The organism is Microbacterium sp. PM5 (assembly GCF_003293595.1).
GTDB lineage: Bacteria > Actinomycetota > Actinomycetes > Actinomycetales > Microbacteriaceae > Microbacterium.
In genome coordinates this window covers 289,998-313,510 of sequence record NZ_CP022162.1, presented here as the reverse complement: position 1 = coordinate 313,510, position 23,513 = coordinate 289,998, and the positions used below count along the sequence as shown (strand labels likewise).

Sequence of the window (23,513 nt, the reverse complement as noted above, 5' to 3'; positions counted from 1 at the left end):
TCTTTCCCTCCCTGCACCACGAACACGCACCACCCGTCTGTCCACACCGCACCCGAAGCCTTCCAGGAGGACACCGTGTCACAGCCCGCCTTTCTCTCCCGCCGCGTGATCGCACGCACCGTCGCGATCGGAGCGCTCGCCGCCACCGTCGCCGCCGTCGCGGGATGTTCCAGCACCGACGCCGCGGCTCCGGCGACCTCCTCGGCGGCGAACGTCGCCGAGAAGGGCGGCCCGCTCGACCTCGCCAGCGTCTGCCCGGCGACCGTCGTCATGCAGCAGGACTGGCAGCCCGAGTCCGAGCACGGCGCCATGTACAACCTCGTCGGCGACGGCTACACCGTCGACACCGACAAGAAGACGGTCACCGGCCCCCTGGTCGTCAACGGCACCGACACCGGTGTCAAGATCGAGGTGCGCTCCGGCGGCCCCGCGGTCAACTTCCAGCCCGTCCCCGCCCTGATGTACCTCGACACCGACATCCTCATCGGTGCGGTCAACACCGACGCCGCGATCGTCGCGAACGCCGACCAGCCCACCGTCGCGGTGACCTCGCAGCTGACCTTCAGCCCGCAGATCCTCATGTGGGACCCGGCGAGCCACAACGGCGCGACGACGATCAAGGAGGCCGCGTCCGGCGGCGACCCGATCGTCACCTCCGGCGACGTGATCCCGAACCTCCTGCTCTCGCAGGGCATCATCACGAAGTCGCAGATCGACACGAGCTACGAGGGCACCCCGCAGCGCTTCGTCTCCGATCCGAAGATCCTGCAGCAGGGCTTCGCGACCGCCGAGCCCTACATCTACAAGAACGAGATCTCGCAGTGGGGCAAGGACGTCGGCTACCAGCTGCTGTCCGAGCTCGGCTACAACATCTACCCCGAGCCGCTCGCGGTGCGAAAGGCCGACGTCACCGACAAGGCCGACTGCCTGAAGAAGCTCGTCCCGATCATGCAGCAGTCGCAGATCGACTTCCTCAACGCGCCCGAGCACGGCAACGCCGTGATCCTCGACCTCGTCGAGAAGTACGACACGGGCTGGACCTACTCCGAGGGCGTCGCGCAGTTCTCCGTCGAGCAGCAGAAGAAGCTGGGGCTCGTCGCCAACGACAAGGCATCGGGCGTGTTCGGCCAGTTCGACCCCGACCGTATGGCGTCGATCGTGAAGGACTTCACGCCCTTCCTCGTCACCGCCGGTAGCATCACGCAGGCCGCCGCATCGGCGATCGATCCGTCCGAGCTCTACACGAACCAGTTCATCGACACGTCGATCAAGATGAACTGACCGTCCTCACGGCCGATGCCCTGACTCCCTCCGCGGGGTCAGGGCATCGGCGTGTTCTCAGAGCGTCGCGGTCACCCGCTCTGCCACCGCGTCCAGGCGGGCAGCGGCCTGCTCCGCCCGCTCCCCCGCGGCGCGCAGTCGCTGCAGGGTCGGAGCATCGACTCCCGCACCGGCGGCGCTCGTGGTGTTCCCACGGATGTTGACGGCGGTCGAGCGGATGCCGCAGGCGAGCATTCGCGCCGCGACGGCGACATCGGGGGCCAGGCGCGCCTCGCCGAAGCGCTCCAGCCAGAGGAGGGTGCCGTCCAGGGATGCCGCGAGCGCGACCAGATCGGCACCGGCATCCGCAGCGGCGACGGTGGCGGTGCGCAGCGCCTCCTCGCGCCCGGGGTCGTCGGTCGGGCGCCGGAAGGCGTCGACGAGCAGGCCCGACATCCGCCCGTCGTGCTCCGCGGCGGCGAGCGCTTCGCCGCGCACCCGGGTCGCCGTGGCGACGAGCTCCGCCGCCGCGTCTGCCCGGACGTACCCGGCCGCCATGGCGACCAGGGCGGCACCGGTGGCGATCACGATTCCGGCAGCGGCGCCCCCACCGGGATCGGGCACGGGCGCGGACAGCTTCTCCAGCCAGTCGTCGAAGCGGGAGGCGGCAAGCTCGGACATCGGCATGGGCCTCACTCTAGGGCCCGTGCACCGCGTGATTTCGCGCCGACATCGACGCACACGCGACCGTAACACCGGCGAAACGGCGGGCTTCTACAGTGGCATTGTTGGCGACACCAACATCGTCGGACCGGCCCGCGACCGCGAGAGGAGCACCCGTGACCGCTTCTCTGCGCCTGCATGAGGCGACACGGCGCTGCCCGAAACGCATGGTCCACGGACCCTGCGGCGGTGTCACGGTCGACGGCGGCTGCGAAGTGCCCGGCATCCGATGCTCGTTCGTCGATGACGCCGCGGTGCTGCGTCATCTGGAGTTCTCCACCGCAGAGGTGGACGCTCCGGTCGCCGCCCGCGACAGCGGCGACGCACTGCCGGTCCTGCCGCGAGGAGAGGCGTCGACGGCGTTCGCGGCCCTGGTCGAGGCGGGTGCGGTCATCACGGCCGACCTTCCGGTGCGTTCCGTCGACCCGGCCGTCATCACCGAGGCGGGCGTGCGACTGCGAGAGCTGACCGCCGTCATCGCCGGTGAGCCGCCCGGGCTGCGGGAGGCGCTCAGCCCGACCCACAAGGCGCTCCTGCTCGCCGCCGCCGGATCTCGCGTGGTGGCCGGTCTCACCTGCCGCGACCGCAACCGCGTCGCGATCGAGGGTGAGCTCGCCGCCCTCGCCGACCTGGGCGTGTCCGGCGTGCTCGCCGTGACCGGCGATCACCCTGCCTCCACCGCCCTCCCGCAGGCGCAGCCGGTCTTCGACCTCGACGCGACACGTCTCGCGGCGCTCGCCCGCCGGGCCGGGCTCTTCGTGGCCGTGGCCGAACAGCCCTCCGCGCCGCCGGTCGACTACCGTCCCACCCGTCTCGCGCGCAAAGCGCACGCCGGGGCGGAACTCGGCATCCTGAACCTCTGCGGCGACCTCGCCGAGATCCGCCGCTTCACCGCCGCTCTGGCAACCACGGCGACTCCCGTGCCGGTTCTCGTGTCGGTTCCGGTGCTCACGTCGGCCGCGACGACCCGACGGCTGGCCGCGCTTCCCGGGGTCGGACTGCCGGACGAACTCGTCAGGGCGGTGGCCGGCGCCGACGACCCGGTGGAGTCGGGCATCGCCGCCGCCGTCGCCTGGGCGCACCGTGCACTCGCGATCCCCGGGGTCGTGGGCGTCCACCTGTCGGCGATCGCGGCTGGGGCCACCGAGCCGCCCGATCGGGCGGACGCCGCCGAACTCGCCGCGGTCGATGCTCTGGCGTCGGCAGCGGCGCGACTGCGGGCCGTGATCGCCGCGGATGCGATCGTCGCCGAAACGGCGGGCGACGCATGAGCGTCATGACGCCGACACCCGCGGCACTCGCCAGCCGCGTCGCCGGGTGCCCGAAGTCGATGGCCTACGGTCCCTGCGGCGGTGTGAACGCCGACGGCACGTGCGAGGTGCACCCGACCCCGTGCGTGTTCCTCGCTCGCGAGCTGCCCGTACGCTGGACGGGCGCTGCGGCGCGTGCGACGGATCCGGAGGCCGGCTCCGGTGACCCGTCGACGGCATCGACACTCGCCGGGCGCGAGCTGGTCGCGATCGCGGCGCGGCGACCACTCGTGTTCACGGGCTTTCCCGTGCGTGCCTTGCGCGCCGACGCCGTGGGCGCGACGGCCGAGGCTCTCCTCGGCAGCGTCGACGCCGTCCTGTCCGGCGACGCCGGACGCTCCCGCGTGCAGTTTCCTCCGTCCTACCGTGCGGCGCTGATCGGCGCGACCGGGCTGCGACTGTGGATGGGGTTCAACACCCGCGACCGCAACCGCACCGCTTTGGAGCGCGAACTGCTCTCGCTGCGAGCCCTGGGGGTCGCCGGGGTGCACTGCGTCACGGGCGATCACACGCAGACGGGCGACCGCCCCGACGCACGCCCCGTGTTCGACCTCGAATCGACTACGACGCTCCCGCGCGCGGCCGCCCTCGGGCTTCTCACCTCGTTCGCCGAGTCGCCCGCCGCCCCGCCCATCGCCGAACGCGGCGCACGCGTCGCCGAGAAGCAGCGCGCCGGAGGGAGGATGTGCCTCACGCAGTACGCCGGGGATGCCGAGGAGGTCGCCGCCTTCGTGGCGCTCTGCCGCGCGGCGGGCTCCGACGTGCCGGTGCTTCCCGGCGTTCCTCTCGTGGTCGATCGCGAGGGCGCTGAGCTGCTCGCCTCCTTCCACGCCGCGAAGCTGCCGTCCGGCTTCATCGATCGCCTCTTCGCCGCGCGCGACGTGCGTGCAGAGGGCATCCGCCTCGCCGTCGCTTACGGGCAGGCGCTGATCGCCACGGGCGAGGTCGGCGGCGTGGTCATCGCGGGAGGTGCCCGACCCGGGGATGAGGCCGCGTATGCCGCAGACCTCGCCACCGTCGCACGCGAGCTCGGAGGCGGGTCGTGATCCGTCTCTCAGTGCGCGCCGGCGCTGCCTTCCTTGACGGTGAGGACCTGCACGCTCTCACCCGGATCGGTGCGCCAGCGGTGACGTATGCCGCCTTGGTAATACACGGCATCCCCCGCTTCCAGAGCGAACTCCTCGGCCTCCAGCACCACCACGAGTCGTCCCTGGAGCACGTAGACGAACTCCTCCTCGTCGTGCACCCACCACAGGTCCTCGGTGAAAGTCCCCGACATCACCATCGGCACGAAGCGCGGGTGGTCGCGGGCGAGCACCCGCATCGGGCTGCCCCCGGCGTCCAGGGGGGTCGCTTCGCTCGCCCGGAAGACGTGGAAGCTGCCCGCGCCTCTCGGCGCCGCGTCGGCGTCGTCGGTCAGCAGCGCCTGCTGCGTGGTGCCCAGCGCCTGCGCGACGCGGAACAGCGACGTCATGCTCATCCGTTCCAGCCCGCGCTCGACCTGGCTCAGGAACGAGTGCGACAGCTCGGCCTGCACCGCGACCTGGGTGAGCGTCATCCCGCGACTCTGGCGCAGCGCCCGGATCCGGGCACCCAGCGCCCGCGACGCGGATGCGGGCCCGTCGTCACCCGGGGCGCCACGGCGCGAGGAGGCGGCATCCGACATGACTGAAGACTATGACACACGAAAGGAAACCGAGATGACCGGCGCGATTCCCACCGACGTCCTCGATCCCGCGGCGACTGTCGCCGCGCCGACCCCCGACTACGCCGCCCTCGAGGCGGACCTGGCCGCCGCGCTCGGACCCCGCGGCATCTCCAGCGACCCGCGTCAGCGCGAGAAGGCATCGGTCGACGGCGCGCGCATGTCGCCGATCATCGCCGAGCAGCTTCCGCTCGGCGTCGCCGACCTCGTCGCCTTCCCCGCGGATGCCGAGCAGATCGCGGAGACCGTCCGCATCGCCGTGGCGTACGGTGCGCCGGTGACGCCGCGCGGAAAGGGCACCGGCAACTACGGCCAGGCGATCCCCATGCCCGGCGGACTCGTGCTCGACACCTCCCGCGCCCGCGCGATCGTCGAGGTCGGCGACGGGTGGATCACGGCCGAGGCGGGCGCTCCGATGGCTACCCTCGAGCTCGCCGCCCGCCAGCACGGCCAGCAGCTGTGGATGTATCCCTCGACAGTGCACTCGACGCTCGGAGGGTTCCTCTCCGGCGGCTCCGGCGGCACCGGTTCGATCGCGCACGGCAGCAACCACGAGGGCTTCGTCGTGGCACTGGACGTCGTGACCCCGGCATCCGAAGGCGCGCTCGTGCACGTCGAGGGCGACGACGCGCTCGGCTACGTGCACAACTACGGCACCGCGGGCATCATCGCGCGTGCCACGGTGCGCCTCGAGCCGATGAACGACTGGCGCGGGCTCTACGCGTCTTTCGAGGACTTCGCCGGCTCGATGTCGGTTCTCCAGCGTCTGGCGGCGCTGAGCCCGACCCCGCGGCTCGTCTCCGCCGATGATCCGCACGTGTCGGCCCAGCTTCCGCCGGACCCGGCCTTCCCGGAGGGGCGCAGCTCGCTGCGCACGATCATCGACGCGAGCCTGGTCGAGGAGGCCTCGCACATCATCACGGCCGCCGGCGGCCGCATCGAAGACGTGCGCGAAGGCCCCCAGGTCTCGGCCGCGATCTCGGTGCTCAGCTACAACCACCCGATCGAATGGCTGCAGAAGTCCGAGCCCGGCGTCTACTTCCACGTCGAGGTGGGCGGCGACGCGCTCATCGATCGCCACGACGAGGTCATGGCCGTCTACCCCGGCGCGCACCTGCACATCGAGGCGACGGCGCTGCGTCCGATCGGCATGCTCGCCGGTGTCTACGAGAGCCCGGAACAGGTCGCCGACGGCATCGCCGCGCTCACCGCCCTCGGCGTGGGCGTCCACAGCCCGCACCAGTGGAACGTGGACTTCCGCCTGCCCGAGACGGTCGCACTCGCCCGCAGCACCGACCCGCGGGGCCTGCTCAACCCCGGCAAGCTCAACCCGGACTACGCCGGTCCGGTGAAGGGATCCATCCGATGACCGCCGCGTTCACGCCTCCGTTCACCCCGAGATCCCGCCACTGGGCCGACCTGTCCGGGCCTGCGCTCACGGCGGCGCTCACGGAAAGGTCGATCGCCGTCGTGCCGATCGGCGCGATCGAGCACCACGGCCCGCATCTGCCTCTGCGCACCGACGCCCTCGTCGCCGAGGCGATCGCCACCGCCGCGGTCGAACGGGTCGCCGCCGACGGCATCGACGCGTGGGTGCTGCCGACGATCAGCTACGCCAAGTCCGACGAACACCACTGGGCGCCCGGCACCGTCTGGCTCGAAGGCACGACGGTGCTGGAGACGCTGGTCGACATCGGCCGCTCCATCTCGATGACACCGGCCACGACCGTCGTGTTCGTCAACGGACACGGCGGCAACGTGATGCTGCTCGGCTGGGCCAATCGCGAACTGCGCCGGCGTTTCGGCCTGCGCACGTTCTCGATGCCGGCGACCGCCGCCGGAGCCGGCGACGGTCTCGACGGCCGGCCCGACGAGAAGGGCCAGGGCATCCACGGCGGCTTCTCGGAGACCTCGCTGGTCATGCACCTCGCCCCTCACCTCGTCGCCCCCGAGATGCCGGCGCGGAACATCCCCGAACACATCGCGGGTCTCACCCACATCGGCTTCAACCGCAAGCCGGTGATGTTCGGCTGGACGAGCGACGACTTCGGCCCGGAAGGAGTGATCGGAGACGCGACCGGCGCGAACGCCGCGCACGGCAAGGAGCTCTACGAGCGCGGGGTCGACTTCGTGTGCGAAGCGCTCGCCGAGATCGACGGGTTCGTGTTCGGGTGACGGCTTCCTACGCTCCCGGCATCCCACCCGCGCCCGTGGTGATCGATCACGACAGCGACCCGGTGCAATCCGACACGCCCCTCGCCGACCCCCTCGCCCTCGCCCGCGAATGGCTTCCGGGTCCGGGCGAGGATCGCCTGCTGATGACGGTGTCCACCATCGGCCTCGACGGACTGCCCGACGCACGCACGACGATGCTGAGCGACTTCGACGGGGAACGATTCTTCTTCCACACCGACGCCGACAGCCGCAAGGCCGCCGAACTCGCCGCCGACCCCGGCGTCGCGCTCACGATCCTGTGGCCCGGGTTCACCCGCCAGCTGGTCGTGCAGGGCACGGCGTCACGCTCCTCGCGCGCCGAGTCCGACGAGGCGTATCGGCGGCGCTCGCCCTACCTCCAGCAGCTCGCGTGGCAGAACACTCCCGCTTTCGCGCAGCTGCCGCTCGCCGAACGGCGCGCACGCTGGGACGAGTTCCTGCGGGCGCACGGCGGTGCCGGCGACCCTTCCTTCACCCCGCCCGCGTCGTGGGCCGGATTCGCCGTCACGCCGCACCGCCTGGTGTTCTGGGTCTCGAACCCACTCGCCGCCAGCCGCCGCATCGCCTACACGCGCGACGCCGACAGCTGGATTCTCGCGGCGCTGCCCGGCTGAACCCGCCGCGTGGCGGGCGGGCGTTCGCCTGTCACGCGGCGAGCGACAGGTAGGGCTCCCATGCCGGCTCCGAGCGCTCGGTGCCGCGCACCGTCCACTGCGGTCCGCGCGGCGGCTGCGGCGCCCATCGCAGCTCCCACCCCATCTCCTGCGGGGTCCGATCGCCCTTCATGTTGTTGCAGCGCAGACAGGCGGCCACCAGGTTCTCCCACGAGTCGGCACCACCGCGCGAACGCGGCAGGACGTGATCGATGGTCGTGGCGCCCTTGCCGCAGTAGGCGCAGCGGTGGGCGTCGCGGCGGAGAACCCCGCGGCGGGTGACCGGCACTCGGCGCGCCCCGGGCACGCGCACGTACCGGGTGAGGACGATCACCGCCGGCCGGTCGCACGCCCCCCGGATGCCCCAGACGGGATTGCCGTCCATGCGTTCGATGACGGTCGCCTTCTCGTTCATGACGAGCACGAGGGCTCTCTTGAACGAGACGACGGCCAGGGGTTCGTATCCGGCGTTCAGCACCAGTGTGCGCATGCGCGTTCCTCTCGAACGGCCGTCGATGGCTTCGACGGCTCTCCGTTGTCGACGTCGCACAGGCGCGGCGGCGCGGGCACGAAAAAAGGCGCTGTCATGAAGACAGCGCCTTGAACCCACGACGAATGTCGTGGCAGTCGTGCACACGATGCCGAAGGACATAGCGGCCCAGCGCATTCACGGTTCGAATGCGAGGTCCTGTGTCCATGCGGCTCCCCCTCGGCTGTGCGAGCGTCGGGATCAGGCTAACGCACGCAGAAGCCGCCAGGGCGAATCAGAGGTGAACGGATGCCGCGTGTCTCCCGAAGGGGGCGGACGGAGCGAACGGCGTCAGTGGACGTTGGCGACGAGGAAGTCCTCGGCGTTGGTCCACGACCCGTTGACGTAGATCTCGAGGTGCAGGTGGGTACCGAACGCGCGGCCCGTGTCACCGACCTGACCGATGATCTGTCCGGCGCGCACGGTGTCGCCGACGACGACGCGGCGGGTGCCGTACGACATGTGGGCGTACAGCGAGGTCACCGTGTTGCCGCCGATGTTGTGGGCGATCTTGACGTAGACGCCCCATCCGGGACCGTCCTCGCTCGACTCGACCACGACGCCGTCGGCGATCGCATAGATCGGGGTGTACCGGTCGACCATGTAGTCCGTGCCCTTGTGACCCGGGTACGGCTCACCGAAGTGGTTGAAGAACGGCAGCGGACGAACGACGGAGCCGGCCGGAGCGATGGTCTCGGCGAGCGAGCCGGAGTAGACGGAGGCATCGGCCGAGGCGGTGGATGCCGCCGCGATGCGGGCCGCCGCGGCAGCCTTCGCGGCATCCTCGTTCTTCTTGGTCTGGATCTCCTCGGGCGTCGTCGCCGAGTAGCTGTCGCGTGCCAGCGCGGCCGGCGTCGCCTCGGACGCGATGACGAGCGCCTGCGCGTTCTCCGCGGCGACCTGCTGGAGCGTGACCGCTTCGGCGGAATTAGAGCTCGAGGCGGCGAAGGCGGGAGCGATCGCGACCGTGGCGATCAGACCGCCGACGGCGGCGACCGTGATGAAGCTGCGGACGGGATGGCCTTTGCGGCGCGCTCGTCGCGGCGTCGCGGACCTGGCGACGGCCGCCTCGCGCACGGCGGGGGCGGAGCCCGCAGCGCGGGTCACGGCGGCGCGCTGCGCGCGACTGCGGCGGGTGGGTGTCGTCGCTTCGGACTCGGGAATCTCCTGCGACGGGTCGTACTGTTCAGCCAATTGTCCTCCGGCGCCTCTGCGATCCCGCTCGGGACGGCTCGCTGGTTCGTCGGCACTCGGTGTCAGGGCACAGATGTACGGGTGTCACCGCGCGAACGACGAACCGATGAGGCAATCCGTGCGGAGGTCCGTGGCGGGCTTCTCGCCACGTGGACTTTTCGAGGCTACCGGAAGGTAACGAATAAGTCACGCACAGGTGTTCATGCCCAGGCGCTTCCCGGGTGACGCTCAGGCGTGGGGCACGGCATCGACGAGGAAGATGTGCGAGGCGACCTCGACCGGCAGCTCCAGGCCATCCGCCTTGTCAGCCATCTGCACCAGCACGTAGCCCTCGCTGAAGCGGAAGTCGCCGACGCCTCCCGGCACGACGCCGGCGTCGCGGAGCTGCTCGAGGAGTTCGGGGTCGACCTGCACCGGCTCGGCAAGGCGCCGGACGGTGCCGCGCACGGGACCGCCCGTCTGGTTGAGCAGGCGCACCAGGCCCACCACGCCGTCGTCGAAGGTGCGGGCCGGAACGTCGCCCAGCTGGTCGAGCCCGGGGATCGGGTTGCCGTAGGGCGACTCGGTGGGATGACCGAGCAGCTCGATCAGGCGACGCTCGACGAGCTCGCTCATCACGTGCTCCCAGCGGCAGGCCTCTTCGTGCACGTACGCCCAGTCCAGACCGATCACGTCGCTGAGCAGACGCTCCGCCAGGCGATGCTTGCGCATGACGTCGACGGCCTTCTGCCGCCCGGGCGTCGTGAGCTCGAGCGAACGGTCGTCGGAGACCACGACGAGACCGTCGCGCTCCATCCGCCCGATCGTCTGCGACACGGTCGGACCGGAATGTCCGAGACGCTCCGAGATGCGCGCGCGCAGGGGGACGATGCCCTCCTCCTCGAGCTCGAGGATGGTACGCAGGTACATCTCGGTGGTGTCGATCAGATCGGTCATGGGCAGGCCTCGCGCACGTTCGTGGGTGTCTTCTCAGCCTATCCGTTTCTTACGGCGACGCGGCGGGGCGCCGGCGGCGCTGACCCTAGAATCGGGAGCATGGCCCACGTCACGCTGCCCCGCGAGATCCTGCCCGCCGACGGTCGCTTCGGTTGCGGCCCGTCCAAGATCCGGCCGGAGCAGCTCGCTGCCCTGGCAGGCCCCGGCGCGGTGCTGATGGGGACCTCGCACCGGCAGGCTCCGATCAAGAACCTCGTCGGCCAGGTTCGCATGGGACTCAGCGACCTGCTGCGTCTTCCCGACGGCTACGAGATCATCCTCGGCAACGGCGGCTCGACGGCGTTCTGGGACGCGGCCGCGTTCGGTCTCATCGAACGTCGAGCGCAGAACCTCGTCTTCGGCGAGTTCGGCGGCAAGTTCGCCGCGGCGGCCGCGGCCCCGTGGCTCGACGCGCCCGACGTGCGCAAGGCGGATGCCGGAACGCGCACGGTCGCCGAGGCGGTCGAGGGCGTCGACGTGTACGCCTGGCCGCACAACGAGACCTCCACCGGCGTCGCGGCACCCATCTCCCGTGTCTCCGGTGACGAGGGTGCCCTCACGGTGATCGATGCGACGAGCGCGGCCGGCGGCATCAACTTCGCCGTCTCGCAGACCGATGTCTACTACTTCGCCCCGCAGAAGAACCTCGGCTCCGACGGCGGACTGTGGTTCGCGGCGGTCTCCCCCGCCGCGATCGAGCGCATCGAGCGCGTCGCGGCATCCGGTCGCTACATCCCCGAGTTCCTCAGCCTGAAGAACGCTCTCGACAACTCGCGACTCAACCAGACGCTGAACACCCCCGCGGTCGCCACCCTCGTCCTTCTGGACAAGCAGCTCGAATGGATCAACGGCAACGGGGGCCTCGGCTGGGCCGCGGCCCGCACGGCGCAGTCCTCGCAGGCTCTCTACCAGTGGGCCGAGAGCTCGCCGGTGGCCACCCCGTTCGTCGCCGATCCCGCCGACCGCTCCCCCGTCGTTGTCACCATCGACTTCGATGAGAGCGTGGATGCCGCGGCCGTCGCCGCCAGCCTGCGCGCCAACGGCATCGTCGACACCGAGCCGTACCGCAAGCTCGGACGCAACCAGCTGCGCATCGCGACGTTCGTCTCGATCGAGCCCGACGATGTCCGCCAGCTCATCAAGGCGATCGACTACACCATCGAGCACATGCAGGCCTGAGGCCCGCAGGGCCGCGCCGCCGGCTCAGGCCAGCGGTGAGGGCCGCGGATCGAGCACGGCCGCGACGATGGCCTCGATCGCGAATTCGGATGCCGTCCCGAGATCGAGCGCATCGGGCTCGAGCAGCCACTGCACCTGCAGTCCGTCCATGACGGCGAGGATGGCGGCGGAGGCGTCGGCGATCCGGTGCGGGGCGGTCACACCGCGCTCCGCGCAGACGACGGCGAACGCGTGCGCGACCTCGGCCCGGAGCGTGCGGTAACGGCGCTCGAAGAACTCGCGACCCGGGTGATCGTCGGTGACCGATTCCGCGGAGAGCACGGCGTAGGCCTGCACGATGCCGGCACGCTGGGCGTTCAGGAACGCCGTGCGCACGAGATGGCGAAACAGCGGCATCCCATCGGGGATGTGCTGATCGTCCAGATGTGCGACATCCGAGGCGTCGCGATGCTTGAGCACTTCGAGCAGCAGCTGATCCTTCGAGCCGAAGTGGTGCAGGATGCCGGCGTGGGTCATTCCGACCTGCTCCGCGATGTCGCCGAGCGTCCCGCTCGCGAAGCCCTTGCTGCCGAAGATCTCCACCGCGGCGTCGAGGATTTCGCGACGTCGCGTCAGCGTCTCGGGGCGATTGCGCGTCTGGCGCTTGTCGACGGGCATGCGCGTCCGGTCTCCGTTCTTCCGTTATCGAACCGTAGCCTATGGGGCGTTTGCAGTTTTACTTACTGACAAGTAAGTTACCCATCGTCGACCTCGAAGGCGAGGACGTCCATCACAAGGAGAAACAATGAGGTTCAAAAAGCATGTGATCGCGGGCGCCACCGCTGTCCTCCTCGGAGCTCTCGTGCTCAGCGGCTGCGCGGGCGGGACGTCCGGCGGCAGCAGCGCGAGCACCGGTTCGCTCACGATCGCCAAGCCCGACGGCGCCGCCGTGCTGGCCACCCAGATCAACAACCCGTTCATCACCACGGGCTCCGGCATGTCGCTCGGCTACGACCGCATGATCTACGAGCCCCTCGCCTTGGTGAACCCCGTCGGCAAGAACGAGACCACACCCTGGCTCGCCGACAAGGTGGAATGGAACGCCGACTACACCCAGCTGACCGTGCACCCCCGCGCGGGCGTGAAGTGGAGCGACGGCCAGGACTTCACCGCCGACGACATCATCTTCACCTTCACGATGATCAAGAACACACCGGCTCTCGACCTCGCCGGACTCAAGCTGTCGAGCATCGCGAAGGACGGCGATAACGTCGTGCTCTCCTTCAGCGAGTCGAAGTTCGTCAAGCAGGGTGACGTCCTGCAGACCGCGATCGTTCCCGAGCACCAGTGGAAGGGCATCGCGGACCCGTCGAAGGACGCCGTCAAAGACGCGATCGGCACCGGCCCCTACACGGTCAAGAGCTTCTCGTCGCAGGGTGTCGTCCTCTCCGCCCGCACGGACTACTGGGGCGGGACCGTCCCCGTGGCCGAACTGAAGTACCTGGAGTACAACGACAACACCGGTCTGCTGCGTGCGCTGCAGACCAAGGAGGTCGACTGGGCGCAGATCTTCATCACCGACTACCAGACGAACTACGTCGACAAGGACCCGCAGCACAACGTGTTCTGGGGCGCCAACGTGCTGAGCCCCGACATGATCGTCGTCAACACGACGAAGGCCCCGTTCAACGACGTCGCCTTCCGCAAGGCCGTCAACATGGTCATCGACCGCAAGGCCCACGCCGAGAAAGCACGCAGCAATGCGGGCCCCGAACTGACGAACGTCACCGGCATCCCGCAGCCCACCGGCGACCAGTACATCGCCCCCGAGTACAAGGACCAGAACTTCACGATCGACGTCGACGGCGCGAAGAAGGTGCTGACGGACGCCGGCTACACGTGGAAGGACGGCGCCCTGATGGACCCGTCGGGCGCGCCCGTGTCCTTCACGCTGCAAGACCCGCAGGGATGGAACGACTACGTCACCGGCATCCAGCTCGTGGCGACGCAGGTCAAGAACACGCTCGGCGCGGACGCGAAAGTCGCCACCCCCGATGCCAACACCTGGTTCGGCAACCTCTCCTCGGGCAACTTCGACGCGGCACTGCACTGGAGCGGATCGGGCTCCAACCCGTGGCACATCTACGACGACGTCATGAACGGCGCGTACCTGCAGCAGGCCTCGGGCGGTCAGGTCTCGGACAACTTCGGGCGCTACGACAACCCGACGGCGACGGCGCTCCTGCAGAAGTACGCGAGCGCCTCGGATGACGCGACCCGAACCGACACGTTGAACCAGATCCAGAAGATCTTCGTCGAGGACGTGCCTGCCATCCCGATCGGAACCCACCCGACCCTCGGCGAGTACAACACGCGCAGCTTCGTCGGATGGCCGAGCGAAGACGACCAGTACGCGACGGCGGACCCGACGGCGCCGTCCGCCGTGCAGGTCGTGATGAAGCTCACACCGGCCAAGTAGGCGCGGGCTCCGATCAGCATTCCTGCCTCACGCTCGGGCGGACGGCACGCCATCGCGGCGACCGTCCGCTCGAGCCTCAGGAGAACCCGAAAGCACGAGCAGATGACAGACACCCTTCTGACCATCGACGACTTCTCGGTCGTCTACGACGTGGACCCGGCCGTCACCGCCGTCGCGAACGTGAGTCTCGAGATCCGCCGCGGCGAGATCGTGGGCCTGGCCGGCGAGAGCGGTAGCGGCAAGACGACCCTTGCCTACGGCATCCAGCGACTGCTGAAGCCGCCCGCCGTCATCACGAGCGGCCGTGTCGTCTTCCACGACGAGTCCGGAATCGACATCGACGTCAACACGCTCGACGCCGAGCAGATGCGTCGCTTCCGGTGGGACAAGATCTCGATGGTCTTCCAGGGCGCGATGAACGCGCTGAACCCGGTCAGCACTATCGGTGCGCAGCTCGACGACGTCTTCGTGGTGCACCGGCCGTCGATGAGTCGGGCCGAGCGGCGTGCCGCGGTGATCGACCTCCTCGAGACGGTCAAGGTCGGCGCCCAGCGACTGCGGTCGTACCCGCACGAGCTGTCCGGAGGCATGCGACAGCGCGTCATGATCGCCATGGCCCTCGCACTGCGCCCCCAGCTGATGGTCATGGATGAGCCCACGACGGCTCTCGACGTTCTCGTGCAGCGTGAGATCCTTCGGCAGATCTCCCAGCTGCGCCACGAGTTCGGCTTCTCCGTGATCTTCATCACCCACGACCTCCCGCTCCTGCTGGAGATCAGCGACCGGATCGCGATCATGCGGGAAGGCGAGATCGTCGAGCTCGCCACGGCAGAGCAGATCTGGTCCGATCCGCACCACGACTACACACGCACGCTGCTGCGCTCCTTCCCGCGCCTCACCGGAGACAAGGGGGTGGTGGCACGATGACGACGCTCGACGTCGCCGGTGTCACGAAGATCTACAACGTGCGCGGCGCGGGACACATCACCGCGCTCGACGATGTCAGCTTTCGCCTGAGCGCCGGCCAGACGATCGGACTCGTCGGTCAGTCCGGCAGCGGCAAGTCCACCATCGCGAAGATCCTCACCCAGCTCGAAGTGCCCACGCGCGGCGAGGTGCTGCTGGACGGGCGTCCCATCCCCCGCCGCGGCGCGGGCCTGCGCGCCTATCGGCAGAAGCTGCGGATGGTCTTCCAAGACCCCTTCGCCTCCCTGAACCCGTCGCACACGATCCGTCACCACATCGAGCGCCCGTTGCGGCTTGACCGCGTGGTGGCGCGCGGCGAGACGGATGCCGAGGTGCGCCGCCTGCTGGAGCGTGTGCGCCTCGACCCCGACGTCGTCATGGAGCGGCGTCCCCACGAGTTGTCCGGCGGCCAGCGTCAGCGCGTCGCCATCGCGCGCGCCCTGGCCTCGCGTCCGGCCCTGCTCATCGCCGATGAGCCGGTGTCGATGCTCGACGTGTCGATTCGTCTCGGTGTGCTGAACCTCCTCGCCGATCTCCAGCGCGAGGAGGGTCTGGGGGTGCTGTACATCACGCACGACCTGGCGACGGCGCGCCACTTCAGCGACGAGATCATGGTGCTCAATCAGGGCCGCGTCGTCGAGCGGGGAACCGCGGACGACGTCATCCTCCGGCCGCGCGATCCCTACACGCAGGAGTTGCGTGCGGCATCTCCCGATCCGGAGAAGTTCTTCCGCAGACGAGCGGCTGCGGCCGCCGGAGGTGAACGATGATCAGCGACATCTCGACCGTCGATCCCACGCTCGTGGGCACGACCGCGACCCGTGCCGAACGGGGACGCATGCGGGTTCCGTGGCGTTTCATCGGCGGCAGAGTGCTGTTCTACGCGTTCACGGCGTGGGCGGCCATCACGATCAACTTCTTCATCCCGCGCATGATGCGCGGCGATGCGGTCACCGCGTACATGGCGCAGGCCCGTGGACAGTTGCAGCCCGAGGCCGAGAAGGCGCTGCGGTTGATGTTCGGCCTCGACTCGTCCACGACGCTGTGGGTTCAGTACGTCAACTACTGGGGGATGCTGCTGCGGGGCGACCTGGGAATCTCCATCTCCAGCGGCATGGCTCCCGTCGGCGACGTGATCGGCTCGGCACTGCCCTGGACGCTGGGCCTGGTCGGCACGGCGACCATCCTCTCCTTCGTCGTGGGAACCGTGCTCGGCGCGGTCATCGGATGGCGACGAGGAGGACGGCTCGACGTGCTCGTGCCGATCACGACGTTCCTCGGAACGGTGCCGTACTTCTGGCTGGGCCTCATCTTCATCGCTGTGTTCTCGACGCTTCTCGGGTGGTTCCCCGCCGGGCACGCCTACGAGTTGGGCGTGGAGCCGGGCTGGAATGCGGAGTTCATCGGCCAGGTGGTCTCGCATGCTGCTCTTCCGGCGTTGACGATCGTCATCGCCTCTCTGGGCGGTTGGGTGCTCGGTATGCGCAACATGATGCTGACGGTGCTCGACGAGGACTACATCACCGTCGCCCAGGCGAAGGGCCTGCCCGACCGCCGCGTGCTCTGGCGCTACGCGGCACGCAACGCGGTACTCCCCCAGATCCAGAGCTTCGCGTTGGCGCTCGGCTTCATCGTCGGCGGCACGCTGGTGATGGAGATGGTCTTCTCCTATCCGGGTATCGGCTTGCTGCTGCTCAACGCCACCAACGCGAAGGACTACGCCCTCATGCAGGGGATCTTCCTGGTGCTGGTTCTCGCGGTGCTGATCGCGAACATCCTGGCGGACGTCGCGTACGCCATCCTCGACCCCCGCGTCCGAGAGACGGAGGCCTGACCATGTCGATCCCCGAAACCGCCGCGGTGCTCACCGCGTCGCCGTCCGCGCCGCCCAGACGCACGTTTCTGCGCCAGCTCCGAGCGTCGGTGGCGATGTTCGCGAACCCGAAGTCGGCGACCGGCCTCGTGATCCTCGCCGTCTTCGTGCTCGTCGCGATCTTCGCGCCCGTGATCGCTCCCTACGATCCGACGGCGCAGAATCTGAGTGCGACCCTGCAGCCTCCGTCCGCTCAACATCTGCTGGGCACGACGCACATCGGCGAGGACGTGTTCAGCCAGATCGTCTACGGCACCCGCGGCGTGCTGATCGTCGGCTTCCTCGCGACCATCATGGCCACGGTCGTCGCCATCCTGGTGGGGGTGACGGCGGGCTACCTCCGCGGCTGGAAGAGCGAGTCGCTCTCGGCGCTGTCGAACGTGTTCCTGGTGCTTCCGGCGCTGCCGCTGATGATCATCATCGCCTCACAGTTCCAGGACCCCCCGCTCGTGCTCATCGCCGCCGTCCTGGGATTGACCGGGTGGGCATGGGGCGCCCGCGTGCTGCGCGCGCAGACCATGTCGCTGCGCAACCGCGACTTCGTGCAGGCGGCGCGGGCGAACGGCGAACCGCTGCACCGGATCATCCTGGTCGAGATGCTGCCGAACCTCCTGGCGATCATCGCCTCCAGCTTCGTGGGCACCATGACCGCCGCGGTGCTCGGTCTGACGACGCTGGCCTTCATCGGAGTGATCCCGGTGTCGAATCTCAACTGGGGCACGATCCTGTTTTGGGCCCAGCAGAACTCGGCCTTTCCCGACTACTGGTGGTGGTACGTGCCGGCGGGTCTGTGCATCGCCCTGCTGGGGGTCGCACTCGCCCTGATCAATTTCGGGATCGACGAGTACGTCAACCCGCGACTGCGCTCGGCCGGCGAGCGTGCTCGCGCGCTGAGGAAGAAGGGCCTGAAGGCGACGAGCGCCGTCACCGCGGTCCGCACGGCGACGCCGACGACGGCAGCGCCGAATACGAAGGATGCCGAATGAGCCTCATCGACCGCGACACCGCCGCCTACCTGGACGCGTCCCTTGCCGTATCGCACCGGGTCGCCGACCTCGTCGGCCGGATGACGGTCGCCGAGAAGGTCGGCCAGATGATGCAGTGGGACGCCCGCGAGGATCTGGACCACATCATCCTCGAGCGCCATGCCGGCTCGATCCTGCACACCTCTCCCGAGAAGGTCCTGCGCGCCGCGGAGTTGACCGCCCAGACGCGTCTTCGCATCCCCCTGATCGTCGCCGAGGACTGCATCCACGGCCACTCGTTCTGGGAGGGCGCCACCATCTACCCGACGCAGCTGGGCATGGCCGCGACGTGGGACCCCGACCTCCTTGAGCGCGTCGCCCGCGCGACGGCGACGGAGGTGGCGGCGACCGGCATCCATTGGACCTTCTCACCGGTGCTCTGCATCGCACGCGATCTGCGCTGGGGGCGGGTGGGCGAGACCTTCGGTGAAGACCCGTTCCTGATCGGCGAGCTCGCCAGCGCCATGGTCCGTGGCTACCAAGGACGCGGACTGCGCGACGAGACCGCGATCCTCGCGACCGCGAAGCACTTCGCCGGCTACTCCGAGACGCAGGGCGGGCGCGATGCGAGCGAAGCGGACATCTCGCGCCGCAAGCTCCGCTCGTGGTTCCTCCCTCCGTTCGAACGCGTCGCGCGCGAGGGCTGCGCGACGTTCATGCTCGGCTACCAGACCACCGACGGGGTTCCGATCACCGTCAACGACTGGCTGCTGGACGACGTGCTGCGTGGCGAGTGGGGCTACACGGGCACACTCATCACCGACTGGGACAACGTCGGCCGCATGGTGTGGGAGCAGAAGATACAGCCCGACTACGCTCACGCCGCCGCGGCGGCCATTCGCGCCGGCAACGACATGGTCATGACCACACCGGGCTTCTTCGACGGGGCGCTGGCGGCGATCGATGCCGGCCTCCTGTCGGAAGGAGACCTCGATCGGGCCGTCCGGCGGATTCTCACCCTGAAGTTCGAGCTCGGGCTGTTCGAGAATCCACGCCTGCCCGAGGCGGTGCGCATCAGCGACAACATAGCGACCGCCGCGCACACGGCCCTCAACCTCGACGTCGCGCGCCGCTCGCTCGTCCTGCTCCGCAACGACGGCACCCTCCCGTTGGAGCGCGCCGGATCCCCGGCGCGCAGAATCGCCGTCGTCGGCCCGCTCGCCGACGACGCGCAGACGCAGCTGGGCGACTGGGCCGGCTCCTCGGGCCAGGTGGACTGGATGCCGGATGGTCAGCCGCGCTCGCAGATCACCACCGTGATCGACGGCCTGCGCGAGCTGCTGCCCTCCGACTGGGAACTCGCGCACGCGCGGGGCGCGGACATTCTGACGTGGGAGGACGACCCTGCGGGCTCCCACTTCCCCGACGGACAGCCCCGACCGCGTGTCGTCGTTGCCGCCCGGCCCGACGAGGAGCTGATCGCCGAGGCCGTCGCTGCCGCGCACGCGTCCGACGTCGTCGTGGCGGTGGTCGGCGATCGGATCGAACTGGTCGGCGAAGGTCGCTCGACCGCAACGCTCGAGCTGATCGGCGCCCAGACGGCACTTCTGGAGGCCCTTGTCGCGACCGGTACGCCGGTGGTGGTCGTCCTCATGGCCTCCAAACCGCTCGTGCTCCCCGAGGCGGTGCGCGATTGCTGCCTGCTCTGGGTCGCGAACCCCGGGATGCAAGGCGGACGCGCCATCGCGGAACTCCTGCTCGGCCGTATCGAGCCCTGCGGACGCCTGCCGATCTCGTTCGCCGAGCACGTGGGGCAGCAGCCCACCTACTACAACCAGCTCCGCGGGCAGCACGGCGATCGCTACGCCGACCTCACACAGCGCCCTGCACACGTCTTCGGCGAAGGGTTGTCGTACTCGACGGTCGAATACGGGCCTCCCGCGCTCGAGGCCTCACAGGTGGGACTGGACGACACGGTGCGTGCGCACGTGACCGTCCGCAACACAGGGATGCGACCGGTCGACGAACTCGTGCAGGTCTACGTGCGGGATGCGGTGACGTCCGCCAGCTGGGCGGACAAGGAGCTGAAGGCATATCGACGAGTGACGCTGGCGGCGGGTGAGGAGCGCACCGTCGAACTCGCCGTCGCCGTGCGCGCCTGCACCATCGTCGATGCCCGTGGTGAGCGGATCGTCGAGCCCGGCGCCTTCGACCTGCTGGTCGGTCCGTCATCGCGCGACGAGGTCCTGCAGAGCGCACGGTTCCACGTCGTGCTCTGACGCCCGGTCATTGAGCGAGCGCCCCCGGCACGAGACGAAACGCCGCTAGTCCTCCTCGTCCTCGTCCTCGTCCTCGTCGGAATCGTCGTCCAGCACGTCGATGTCGACGCCGTCGACGTCACCGGCGTGCAGGATCGGCGATCCGTCGTCGTCGAAGTCGGCGGCATCCAGATCATCCACGTCGTCGAGGTCGTCGTCGTCGAGTTCCTCGTCGGACTCATCGTCGTCGACGCCCTCGGCGTCTTCGGCCTCGACACCGCGTTCGGCGGCCAGCGCCGCCTGCGCGGCCTGATACTCCGCCAGACGAACCGCCCACGGCACCCACTCCGGAGCCAAGAGCGCACCCTCGCCCGGTAGGAGCTCGGCCTCGAGCACCGTCGGCTCGGCGTCGTCGACGACGGCCAGGCTCACCGTCCAGAACCAGCCGGGGTAGCCCTCCATCGTGGTGGCGAAGCGCAACGACACGACACCGTCCGCCTCGACCGTGTATCCGGCGGGCTCGCCGATCGTCGCCGCCGGCGTGATCTCCCGCAGCGCGGACAGTGCCAGGTCGTGGGCCGCGAGCAGGCGGTCGTCGGCGACGAGCGCCGGCGCCTCGCCCTCGGCATCCGCGCCGGAGTCGACCGACTCAGGCGTCGAGTTCATCGGCGACCTTGCGCAGGATCGCGGCGACCTTCTTGCCCTGTCCCGCGTTCGGATAGTGACCGTGACGCAGGTCGCCGCCGACCTTGTCGAGCAGCTTGACGAGATCCTCGACCACGATCGCCATGTCATCCGGCTTCATCCGGTTGCGCTTGGCGAGGCTGACGGGAGCGTCGAGCACCCGCACCGCAAGCGCCTGCAGCCCGCGCTTGCCGTCGGCGACGCCGAAATCGAGGCGCGTCCCGGCCTTCAGCCCCTCGGTGCCCGCGGGGAGGGCCGTGGCGTGCAGGAAGACGTCCTGACCGTCATCGGTGGTGATGAAGCCGAACCCCTTCTCGTCGTCGTAGAACCTGACCTTGCCGGTGGGCATCGCAAAACCTCGCTCGTCGGCGCCTTCGCGCGCGGTGACATCGTGACCCGTGCCGTGAGGGCACGAGGGTGGGCATCATGCCCACTCCAGCCTACGACACCCCCACGCCCGGCGCGGGGACGCAGTAGGGTGATCCCGATGCCCTCTTCGTCTTCTCGCACACCCGACTCGGCCGACGATCTCCCCGTCCGCCGCATCGACCGCGTCCTCGCGTTCATGTCCCTGGGTCTGCTGCTGCTGTCCGTGATCTGCTTCGTCGCGATCATGATCGGCTCGGCCGCGGGCATGAAGCACGACGACTTCGGACAGGGCGCGTGGCCGCTGGTCGGCACGCTGGTGTACATCGCGCCGATCGTCGCGTTCATCCTCCTCATGGCAGTGCTCATCATGACCTTCGTGCGGAAGGCCCGGGTCGGCAAGGGCCGCTGACGTGACCGGGTCGGACGCGCGCGCTCTCGCACAGCACCTCGTGCAGCGCAGCGACGACGCACTGGCGGCCCTGTTCGCGGCACGCCACGTATCCCCGACCGCCAGCTGGAACGACGCCTTCGACGCCGCCGAGGCGCTTCTGGAGCCCTCGTCGATCGAGCGCGCCCTGCGGGGCCTGACCTCGGGCGAGATCTCCGCCCTCGCCGACGCCGCCGTCGACACGGACGACGCTGCCCGCTCGCGGCTGCAGCAGCTGGCGCTCGTCGACGAGCAGGGAATGATGTACGAGGCGGTGTCGTCCGCACTGACGGCCCTCACCGCGGCATCCACGCCCGCGGCCGACGTCGACGAAGCCGAGGACACGGATGCCGCGGCACGGCCGGACGACGCCGCTGCCGCCGAGCGGGCGTTCTCCTCGCTCGGCTCACTCGGCGACTTCCTGCATGCTGCGCTCACGCACCCGTTCGGCCGCATCGGTTCCGGAGCGCTCGGGGCCGCCGACCGCCGCCGGCTGATGGAGGACGGGATCGTCGACGACGGCGCCACCGCCGATGACCTCGTCGAGATCGCCGAGCGGACGGGTCTGCTGTCGGGTCAGGACAAGAGCTGGCTCGTGACGCCCGCGGGTGCTCAGTGGCTGCACTCCGACACGATCGCACGGTGGAGCGCCGTCGCCACCGCGTTCCTCGAAACGCTGCCGCGCGGACTGCGGCGACCGACCGGCGGCTGGATCGCGCCCGCCGCGTGGGCGCAGGCCTACCCGTGGGACGTGCTCTGGCCGGAGACAGCGGCGGATCTTCGTGGGCTCCTGCGACGCTGGGGCGTCCTCGACGACGCTGGGCGCCCCACCTCGTGGGCGCGGGGTGCATTCCTCGACGGCGCGGGATCGCCGTTCCCAGCCGCCGCCCTCGACACCCTCGCGCGGCTGCTGCCCAGCGAGGTCGACAGGGTGTACCTGCAGAACGATCTGACCGCGATTGCGCCCGGACCTCTCTCGCCGCACCTCGACATGCGACTGCGCTCCATGGCGCGGCGGGAGTCGCGCGCACAGGCGTCGAGCTACCGCTTCACCGCCGAGAGCATCGCCGATGCACTCACGGCGGGCGAGAGCGCCGAGTCGCTGCGGGCCTTCCTCTCCGACCTGTCACTCACCGGTGTGCCCCAGCCGCTGGCGTACGAGATCGAACGCACGGCTCGCACGCACGGGATGGTTCGCGTCGGCCCCGACCAGGAGGGTCGCACCCGGGTCTCGAGCGACGACGAGGCCCTGCTGCGCACCCTCGCCGTCGACCAGGCGCTGCGTCCCCTCGGGCTGGTACCGGATGCCGACGCACTGGTGACCCGCAGCGGAGTCGACACCGCGTTCTGGATGATCGCCGACGCCCGCTACCCGGTCGTCGCGGTGGATGCCGACGGCGAGCGCCGACGACTCGACCGCCACCGCCTGGCGCCGTCGCCGTCGCAGCCCGCGCCCGCGCGCGACACGTATGCCGCGCTCCTCGCACGACTGCGCGCCGCGCCCGCTGACGATGCCGACGCGGCCTGGCTCGGCCGCGAACTGGATCACGCGGTCAAGGCGCGCGCCACCATCGTCGTCGCCGTCCGCATGCCCGACGGCACCGAGCGCGAGTTCACGATCGAGGCGACCGGCCTCGGCGGCGGACGCCTGCGGGGACTCGACCGGGCGGTCGATGTGGAGCGCACCCTGCCGGTATCCAGCATCAGCGGCATCCGCCCCCTCTGACCGTCCGCACGCGCACGCACGGCTGGTGACGCGAGCCCCCGCCGC

Annotated in this window: 23 protein-coding genes; 15 read left to right on the top strand and 8 right to left on the bottom strand. The window is 69.7% G+C overall.

The features are described from left to right. The first annotated feature begins 75 nt into the window (after positions 1-75). The gene (locus tag CEP17_RS01515; RefSeq protein ID WP_112930994.1) at positions 76-1,281 is read left to right on the top strand and encodes a hypothetical protein; all 1,206 of its coding nucleotides are present in this window, start codon (positions 76-78) and stop codon (positions 1,279-1,281) included. Between the two features lie 57 nt (positions 1,282-1,338). On the opposite strand, the gene CEP17_RS01510 is transcribed toward CEP17_RS01515, so the two are convergent. Further along, positions 1,339-1,947 carry a cyclodeaminase/cyclohydrolase family protein gene (locus CEP17_RS01510; RefSeq protein WP_112930993.1) on the bottom strand — a complete coding sequence of 203 codons (609 nt, stop codon included), beginning with the start codon at positions 1,945-1,947 and terminating at the stop codon, positions 1,339-1,341. Positions 1,948-2,099: 152 nt separating this feature from the next. Here CEP17_RS01510 and CEP17_RS01505 point away from each other — a divergent pair, with 152 nt between their 5' ends. Further along, positions 2,100-3,254 carry a methylenetetrahydrofolate reductase C-terminal domain-containing protein gene (locus tag CEP17_RS01505; protein ID WP_112930992.1) on the top strand — a complete coding sequence of 385 codons (1,155 nt, stop codon included), beginning with the start codon at positions 2,100-2,102 and terminating at the stop codon, positions 3,252-3,254. Between the two features lie 5 nt (positions 3,255-3,259). Further along, on the top strand, positions 3,260-4,339 hold the full coding sequence (locus CEP17_RS01500; RefSeq protein ID WP_239498560.1) for a methylenetetrahydrofolate reductase C-terminal domain-containing protein: 1,080 nt from the start codon (positions 3,260-3,262) through the stop codon (positions 4,337-4,339). An 8-nt stretch (positions 4,340-4,347) separates the two neighbouring features. Here CEP17_RS01500 and CEP17_RS01495 read toward each other — a convergent pair whose 3' ends face one another. Beyond that, a complete protein-coding gene (locus CEP17_RS01495) occupies positions 4,348-4,959 on the bottom strand; it encodes an XRE family transcriptional regulator (RefSeq protein WP_036316547.1) in 612 nt (203 codons plus the stop codon). Between the two features lie 34 nt (positions 4,960-4,993). Between CEP17_RS01495 and CEP17_RS01490 the strand changes: the two genes are divergently transcribed. The 3 genes from CEP17_RS01490 to CEP17_RS01480 are packed head-to-tail and all read left to right on the top strand — an operon-like array spanning position 4,994 to position 7,826. After that, positions 4,994-6,367 (top strand): FAD-binding oxidoreductase, encoded by a 1,374-nt coding sequence (locus CEP17_RS01490; protein WP_112930990.1) that lies wholly within the window; start codon positions 4,994-4,996, stop codon positions 6,365-6,367. After that, positions 6,364-7,173 (top strand): creatininase family protein, encoded by an 810-nt coding sequence (locus tag CEP17_RS01485; protein ID WP_112930989.1) that lies wholly within the window; start codon positions 6,364-6,366, stop codon positions 7,171-7,173. Before CEP17_RS01490 ends, CEP17_RS01485 begins: the two co-directional genes overlap by 4 nt. Continuing rightward, positions 7,170-7,826, top strand: coding sequence for a pyridoxamine 5'-phosphate oxidase family protein (locus tag CEP17_RS01480; RefSeq protein WP_036316552.1), 657 nt, complete (start codon positions 7,170-7,172; stop codon positions 7,824-7,826). The genes CEP17_RS01485 and CEP17_RS01480 overlap by 4 nt, the downstream gene beginning before the upstream one ends. 31 nt (positions 7,827-7,857) lie before the next feature. On the opposite strand, the gene CEP17_RS01475 is transcribed toward CEP17_RS01480, so the two are convergent. The 3 genes from CEP17_RS01475 to CEP17_RS01465 all read right to left on the bottom strand — a co-directional run bounded on the left by CEP17_RS01475 (position 7,858) and on the right by CEP17_RS01465 (position 10,524). Further along, entirely contained in the window at positions 7,858-8,355 is a 498-nt protein-coding gene (locus tag CEP17_RS01475) for an HNH endonuclease (RefSeq protein ID WP_036289890.1), read from the bottom strand. 330 nt (positions 8,356-8,685) lie between these two features. After that, positions 8,686-9,588 (bottom strand): M23 family metallopeptidase, encoded by a 903-nt coding sequence (locus CEP17_RS01470; protein ID WP_036316553.1) that lies wholly within the window; start codon positions 9,586-9,588, stop codon positions 8,686-8,688. A 228-nt stretch (positions 9,589-9,816) separates the two neighbouring features. After that, on the bottom strand, positions 9,817-10,524 hold the full coding sequence (locus CEP17_RS01465; protein ID WP_036316554.1) for a metal-dependent transcriptional regulator: 708 nt from the start codon (positions 10,522-10,524) through the stop codon (positions 9,817-9,819). A gap of 99 nt (positions 10,525-10,623) precedes the next feature. Here CEP17_RS01465 and serC point away from each other — a divergent pair, with 99 nt between their 5' ends. Further along, on the top strand, positions 10,624-11,742 hold the full coding sequence (gene serC / locus CEP17_RS01460) for a phosphoserine transaminase (protein WP_039411892.1): 1,119 nt from the start codon (positions 10,624-10,626) through the stop codon (positions 11,740-11,742). Between the two features lie 24 nt (positions 11,743-11,766). Here serC and CEP17_RS01455 read toward each other — a convergent pair whose 3' ends face one another. Continuing rightward, complete coding sequence (locus CEP17_RS01455; RefSeq protein WP_036316557.1) at positions 11,767-12,399, bottom strand: TetR/AcrR family transcriptional regulator; 633 nt, start codon at positions 12,397-12,399, stop codon at positions 11,767-11,769. A 127-nt stretch (positions 12,400-12,526) separates the two neighbouring features. Between CEP17_RS01455 and CEP17_RS01450 the strand changes: the two genes are divergently transcribed. The 6 genes from CEP17_RS01450 to CEP17_RS01425 all read left to right on the top strand — a co-directional run bounded on the left by CEP17_RS01450 (position 12,527) and on the right by CEP17_RS01425 (position 20,283). Next, positions 12,527-14,200, top strand: a complete 1,674-nt coding sequence (locus CEP17_RS01450; RefSeq protein WP_112930988.1) for an ABC transporter substrate-binding protein — start codon at positions 12,527-12,529, stop codon at positions 14,198-14,200. A gap of 102 nt (positions 14,201-14,302) precedes the next feature. Then, positions 14,303-15,127, top strand: coding sequence for an ABC transporter ATP-binding protein (locus CEP17_RS01445; protein ID WP_112930987.1), 825 nt, complete (start codon positions 14,303-14,305; stop codon positions 15,125-15,127). Next, on the top strand, positions 15,124-15,936 hold the full coding sequence (locus CEP17_RS01440; protein ID WP_112930986.1) for an ATP-binding cassette domain-containing protein: 813 nt from the start codon (positions 15,124-15,126) through the stop codon (positions 15,934-15,936). Before CEP17_RS01445 ends, CEP17_RS01440 begins: the two co-directional genes overlap by 4 nt. Next, positions 15,933-17,000: an ABC transporter permease gene (locus CEP17_RS01435; RefSeq protein WP_112930985.1), complete on the top strand. Its 1,068-nt coding sequence runs from the start codon at positions 15,933-15,935 to the stop codon at positions 16,998-17,000. Before CEP17_RS01440 ends, CEP17_RS01435 begins: the two co-directional genes overlap by 4 nt. Before the next feature lie 2 nt (positions 17,001-17,002). Continuing rightward, positions 17,003-18,025, top strand: coding sequence for an ABC transporter permease (locus tag CEP17_RS01430; RefSeq protein ID WP_112930984.1), 1,023 nt, complete (start codon positions 17,003-17,005; stop codon positions 18,023-18,025). Continuing rightward, positions 18,022-20,283: a glycoside hydrolase family 3 N-terminal domain-containing protein gene (locus tag CEP17_RS01425; protein ID WP_112930983.1), complete on the top strand. Its 2,262-nt coding sequence runs from the start codon at positions 18,022-18,024 to the stop codon at positions 20,281-20,283. The genes CEP17_RS01430 and CEP17_RS01425 overlap by 4 nt, the downstream gene beginning before the upstream one ends. Before the next feature lie 45 nt (positions 20,284-20,328). Here CEP17_RS01425 and CEP17_RS01420 read toward each other — a convergent pair whose 3' ends face one another. Next, positions 20,329-20,928 (bottom strand): DUF3027 domain-containing protein, encoded by a 600-nt coding sequence (locus CEP17_RS01420; protein WP_112930982.1) that lies wholly within the window; start codon positions 20,926-20,928, stop codon positions 20,329-20,331. Continuing rightward, complete coding sequence (locus tag CEP17_RS01415) at positions 20,912-21,295, bottom strand: cold shock domain-containing protein (RefSeq protein WP_005051055.1); 384 nt, start codon at positions 21,293-21,295, stop codon at positions 20,912-20,914. The genes CEP17_RS01420 and CEP17_RS01415 overlap by 17 nt, the downstream gene beginning before the upstream one ends. A gap of 138 nt (positions 21,296-21,433) precedes the next feature. Between CEP17_RS01415 and CEP17_RS01410 the strand changes: the two genes are divergently transcribed. Further along, complete coding sequence (locus tag CEP17_RS01410; protein ID WP_112930981.1) at positions 21,434-21,724, top strand: multidrug ABC transporter ATPase; 291 nt, start codon at positions 21,434-21,436, stop codon at positions 21,722-21,724. 1 nt (position 21,725) lies between these two features. Beyond that, positions 21,726-23,468 carry a helicase-associated domain-containing protein gene (locus CEP17_RS01405; protein WP_112930980.1) on the top strand — a complete coding sequence of 581 codons (1,743 nt, stop codon included), beginning with the start codon at positions 21,726-21,728 and terminating at the stop codon, positions 23,466-23,468. Positions 23,469-23,513 lie beyond the last annotated feature (45 nt).

Coding starts and splice junctions, on each gene's coding strand:
- CEP17_RS01510 (WP_112930993.1), bottom strand. CDS start 1,947: ATGCCGATGTCCGAGCTTGCCGCCTCCCGCTTCGACGACTGGCTGGAG.
- CEP17_RS01500 (WP_239498560.1), top strand. CDS start 3,260: ATGACGCCGACACCCGCGGCACTCGCCAGCCGCGTCGCCGGGTGCCCG.
- CEP17_RS01495 (WP_036316547.1), bottom strand. CDS start 4,959: ATGTCGGATGCCGCCTCCTCGCGCCGTGGCGCCCCGGGTGACGACGGG.
- CEP17_RS01490 (WP_112930990.1), top strand. CDS start 4,994: ATGACCGGCGCGATTCCCACCGACGTCCTCGATCCCGCGGCGACTGTC.
- CEP17_RS01485 (WP_112930989.1), top strand. CDS start 6,364: ATGACCGCCGCGTTCACGCCTCCGTTCACCCCGAGATCCCGCCACTGG.
- CEP17_RS01475 (WP_036289890.1), bottom strand. CDS start 8,355: ATGCGCACACTGGTGCTGAACGCCGGATACGAACCCCTGGCCGTCGTC.
- CEP17_RS01465 (WP_036316554.1), bottom strand. CDS start 10,524: ATGACCGATCTGATCGACACCACCGAGATGTACCTGCGTACCATCCTC.
- serC (WP_039411892.1), top strand. CDS start 10,624: ATGGCCCACGTCACGCTGCCCCGCGAGATCCTGCCCGCCGACGGTCGC.
- CEP17_RS01455 (WP_036316557.1), bottom strand. CDS start 12,399: ATGCCCGTCGACAAGCGCCAGACGCGCAATCGCCCCGAGACGCTGACG.
- CEP17_RS01450 (WP_112930988.1), top strand. CDS start 12,527: ATGAGGTTCAAAAAGCATGTGATCGCGGGCGCCACCGCTGTCCTCCTC.
- CEP17_RS01445 (WP_112930987.1), top strand. CDS start 14,303: ATGACAGACACCCTTCTGACCATCGACGACTTCTCGGTCGTCTACGAC.
- CEP17_RS01440 (WP_112930986.1), top strand. CDS start 15,124: ATGACGACGCTCGACGTCGCCGGTGTCACGAAGATCTACAACGTGCGC.
- CEP17_RS01435 (WP_112930985.1), top strand. CDS start 15,933: ATGATCAGCGACATCTCGACCGTCGATCCCACGCTCGTGGGCACGACC.
- CEP17_RS01430 (WP_112930984.1), top strand. CDS start 17,003: ATGTCGATCCCCGAAACCGCCGCGGTGCTCACCGCGTCGCCGTCCGCG.
- CEP17_RS01425 (WP_112930983.1), top strand. CDS start 18,022: ATGAGCCTCATCGACCGCGACACCGCCGCCTACCTGGACGCGTCCCTT.
- CEP17_RS01420 (WP_112930982.1), bottom strand. CDS start 20,928: ATGAACTCGACGCCTGAGTCGGTCGACTCCGGCGCGGATGCCGAGGGC.
- CEP17_RS01415 (WP_005051055.1), bottom strand. CDS start 21,295: ATGCCCACCGGCAAGGTCAGGTTCTACGACGACGAGAAGGGGTTCGGC.
- CEP17_RS01410 (WP_112930981.1), top strand. CDS start 21,434: ATGCCCTCTTCGTCTTCTCGCACACCCGACTCGGCCGACGATCTCCCC.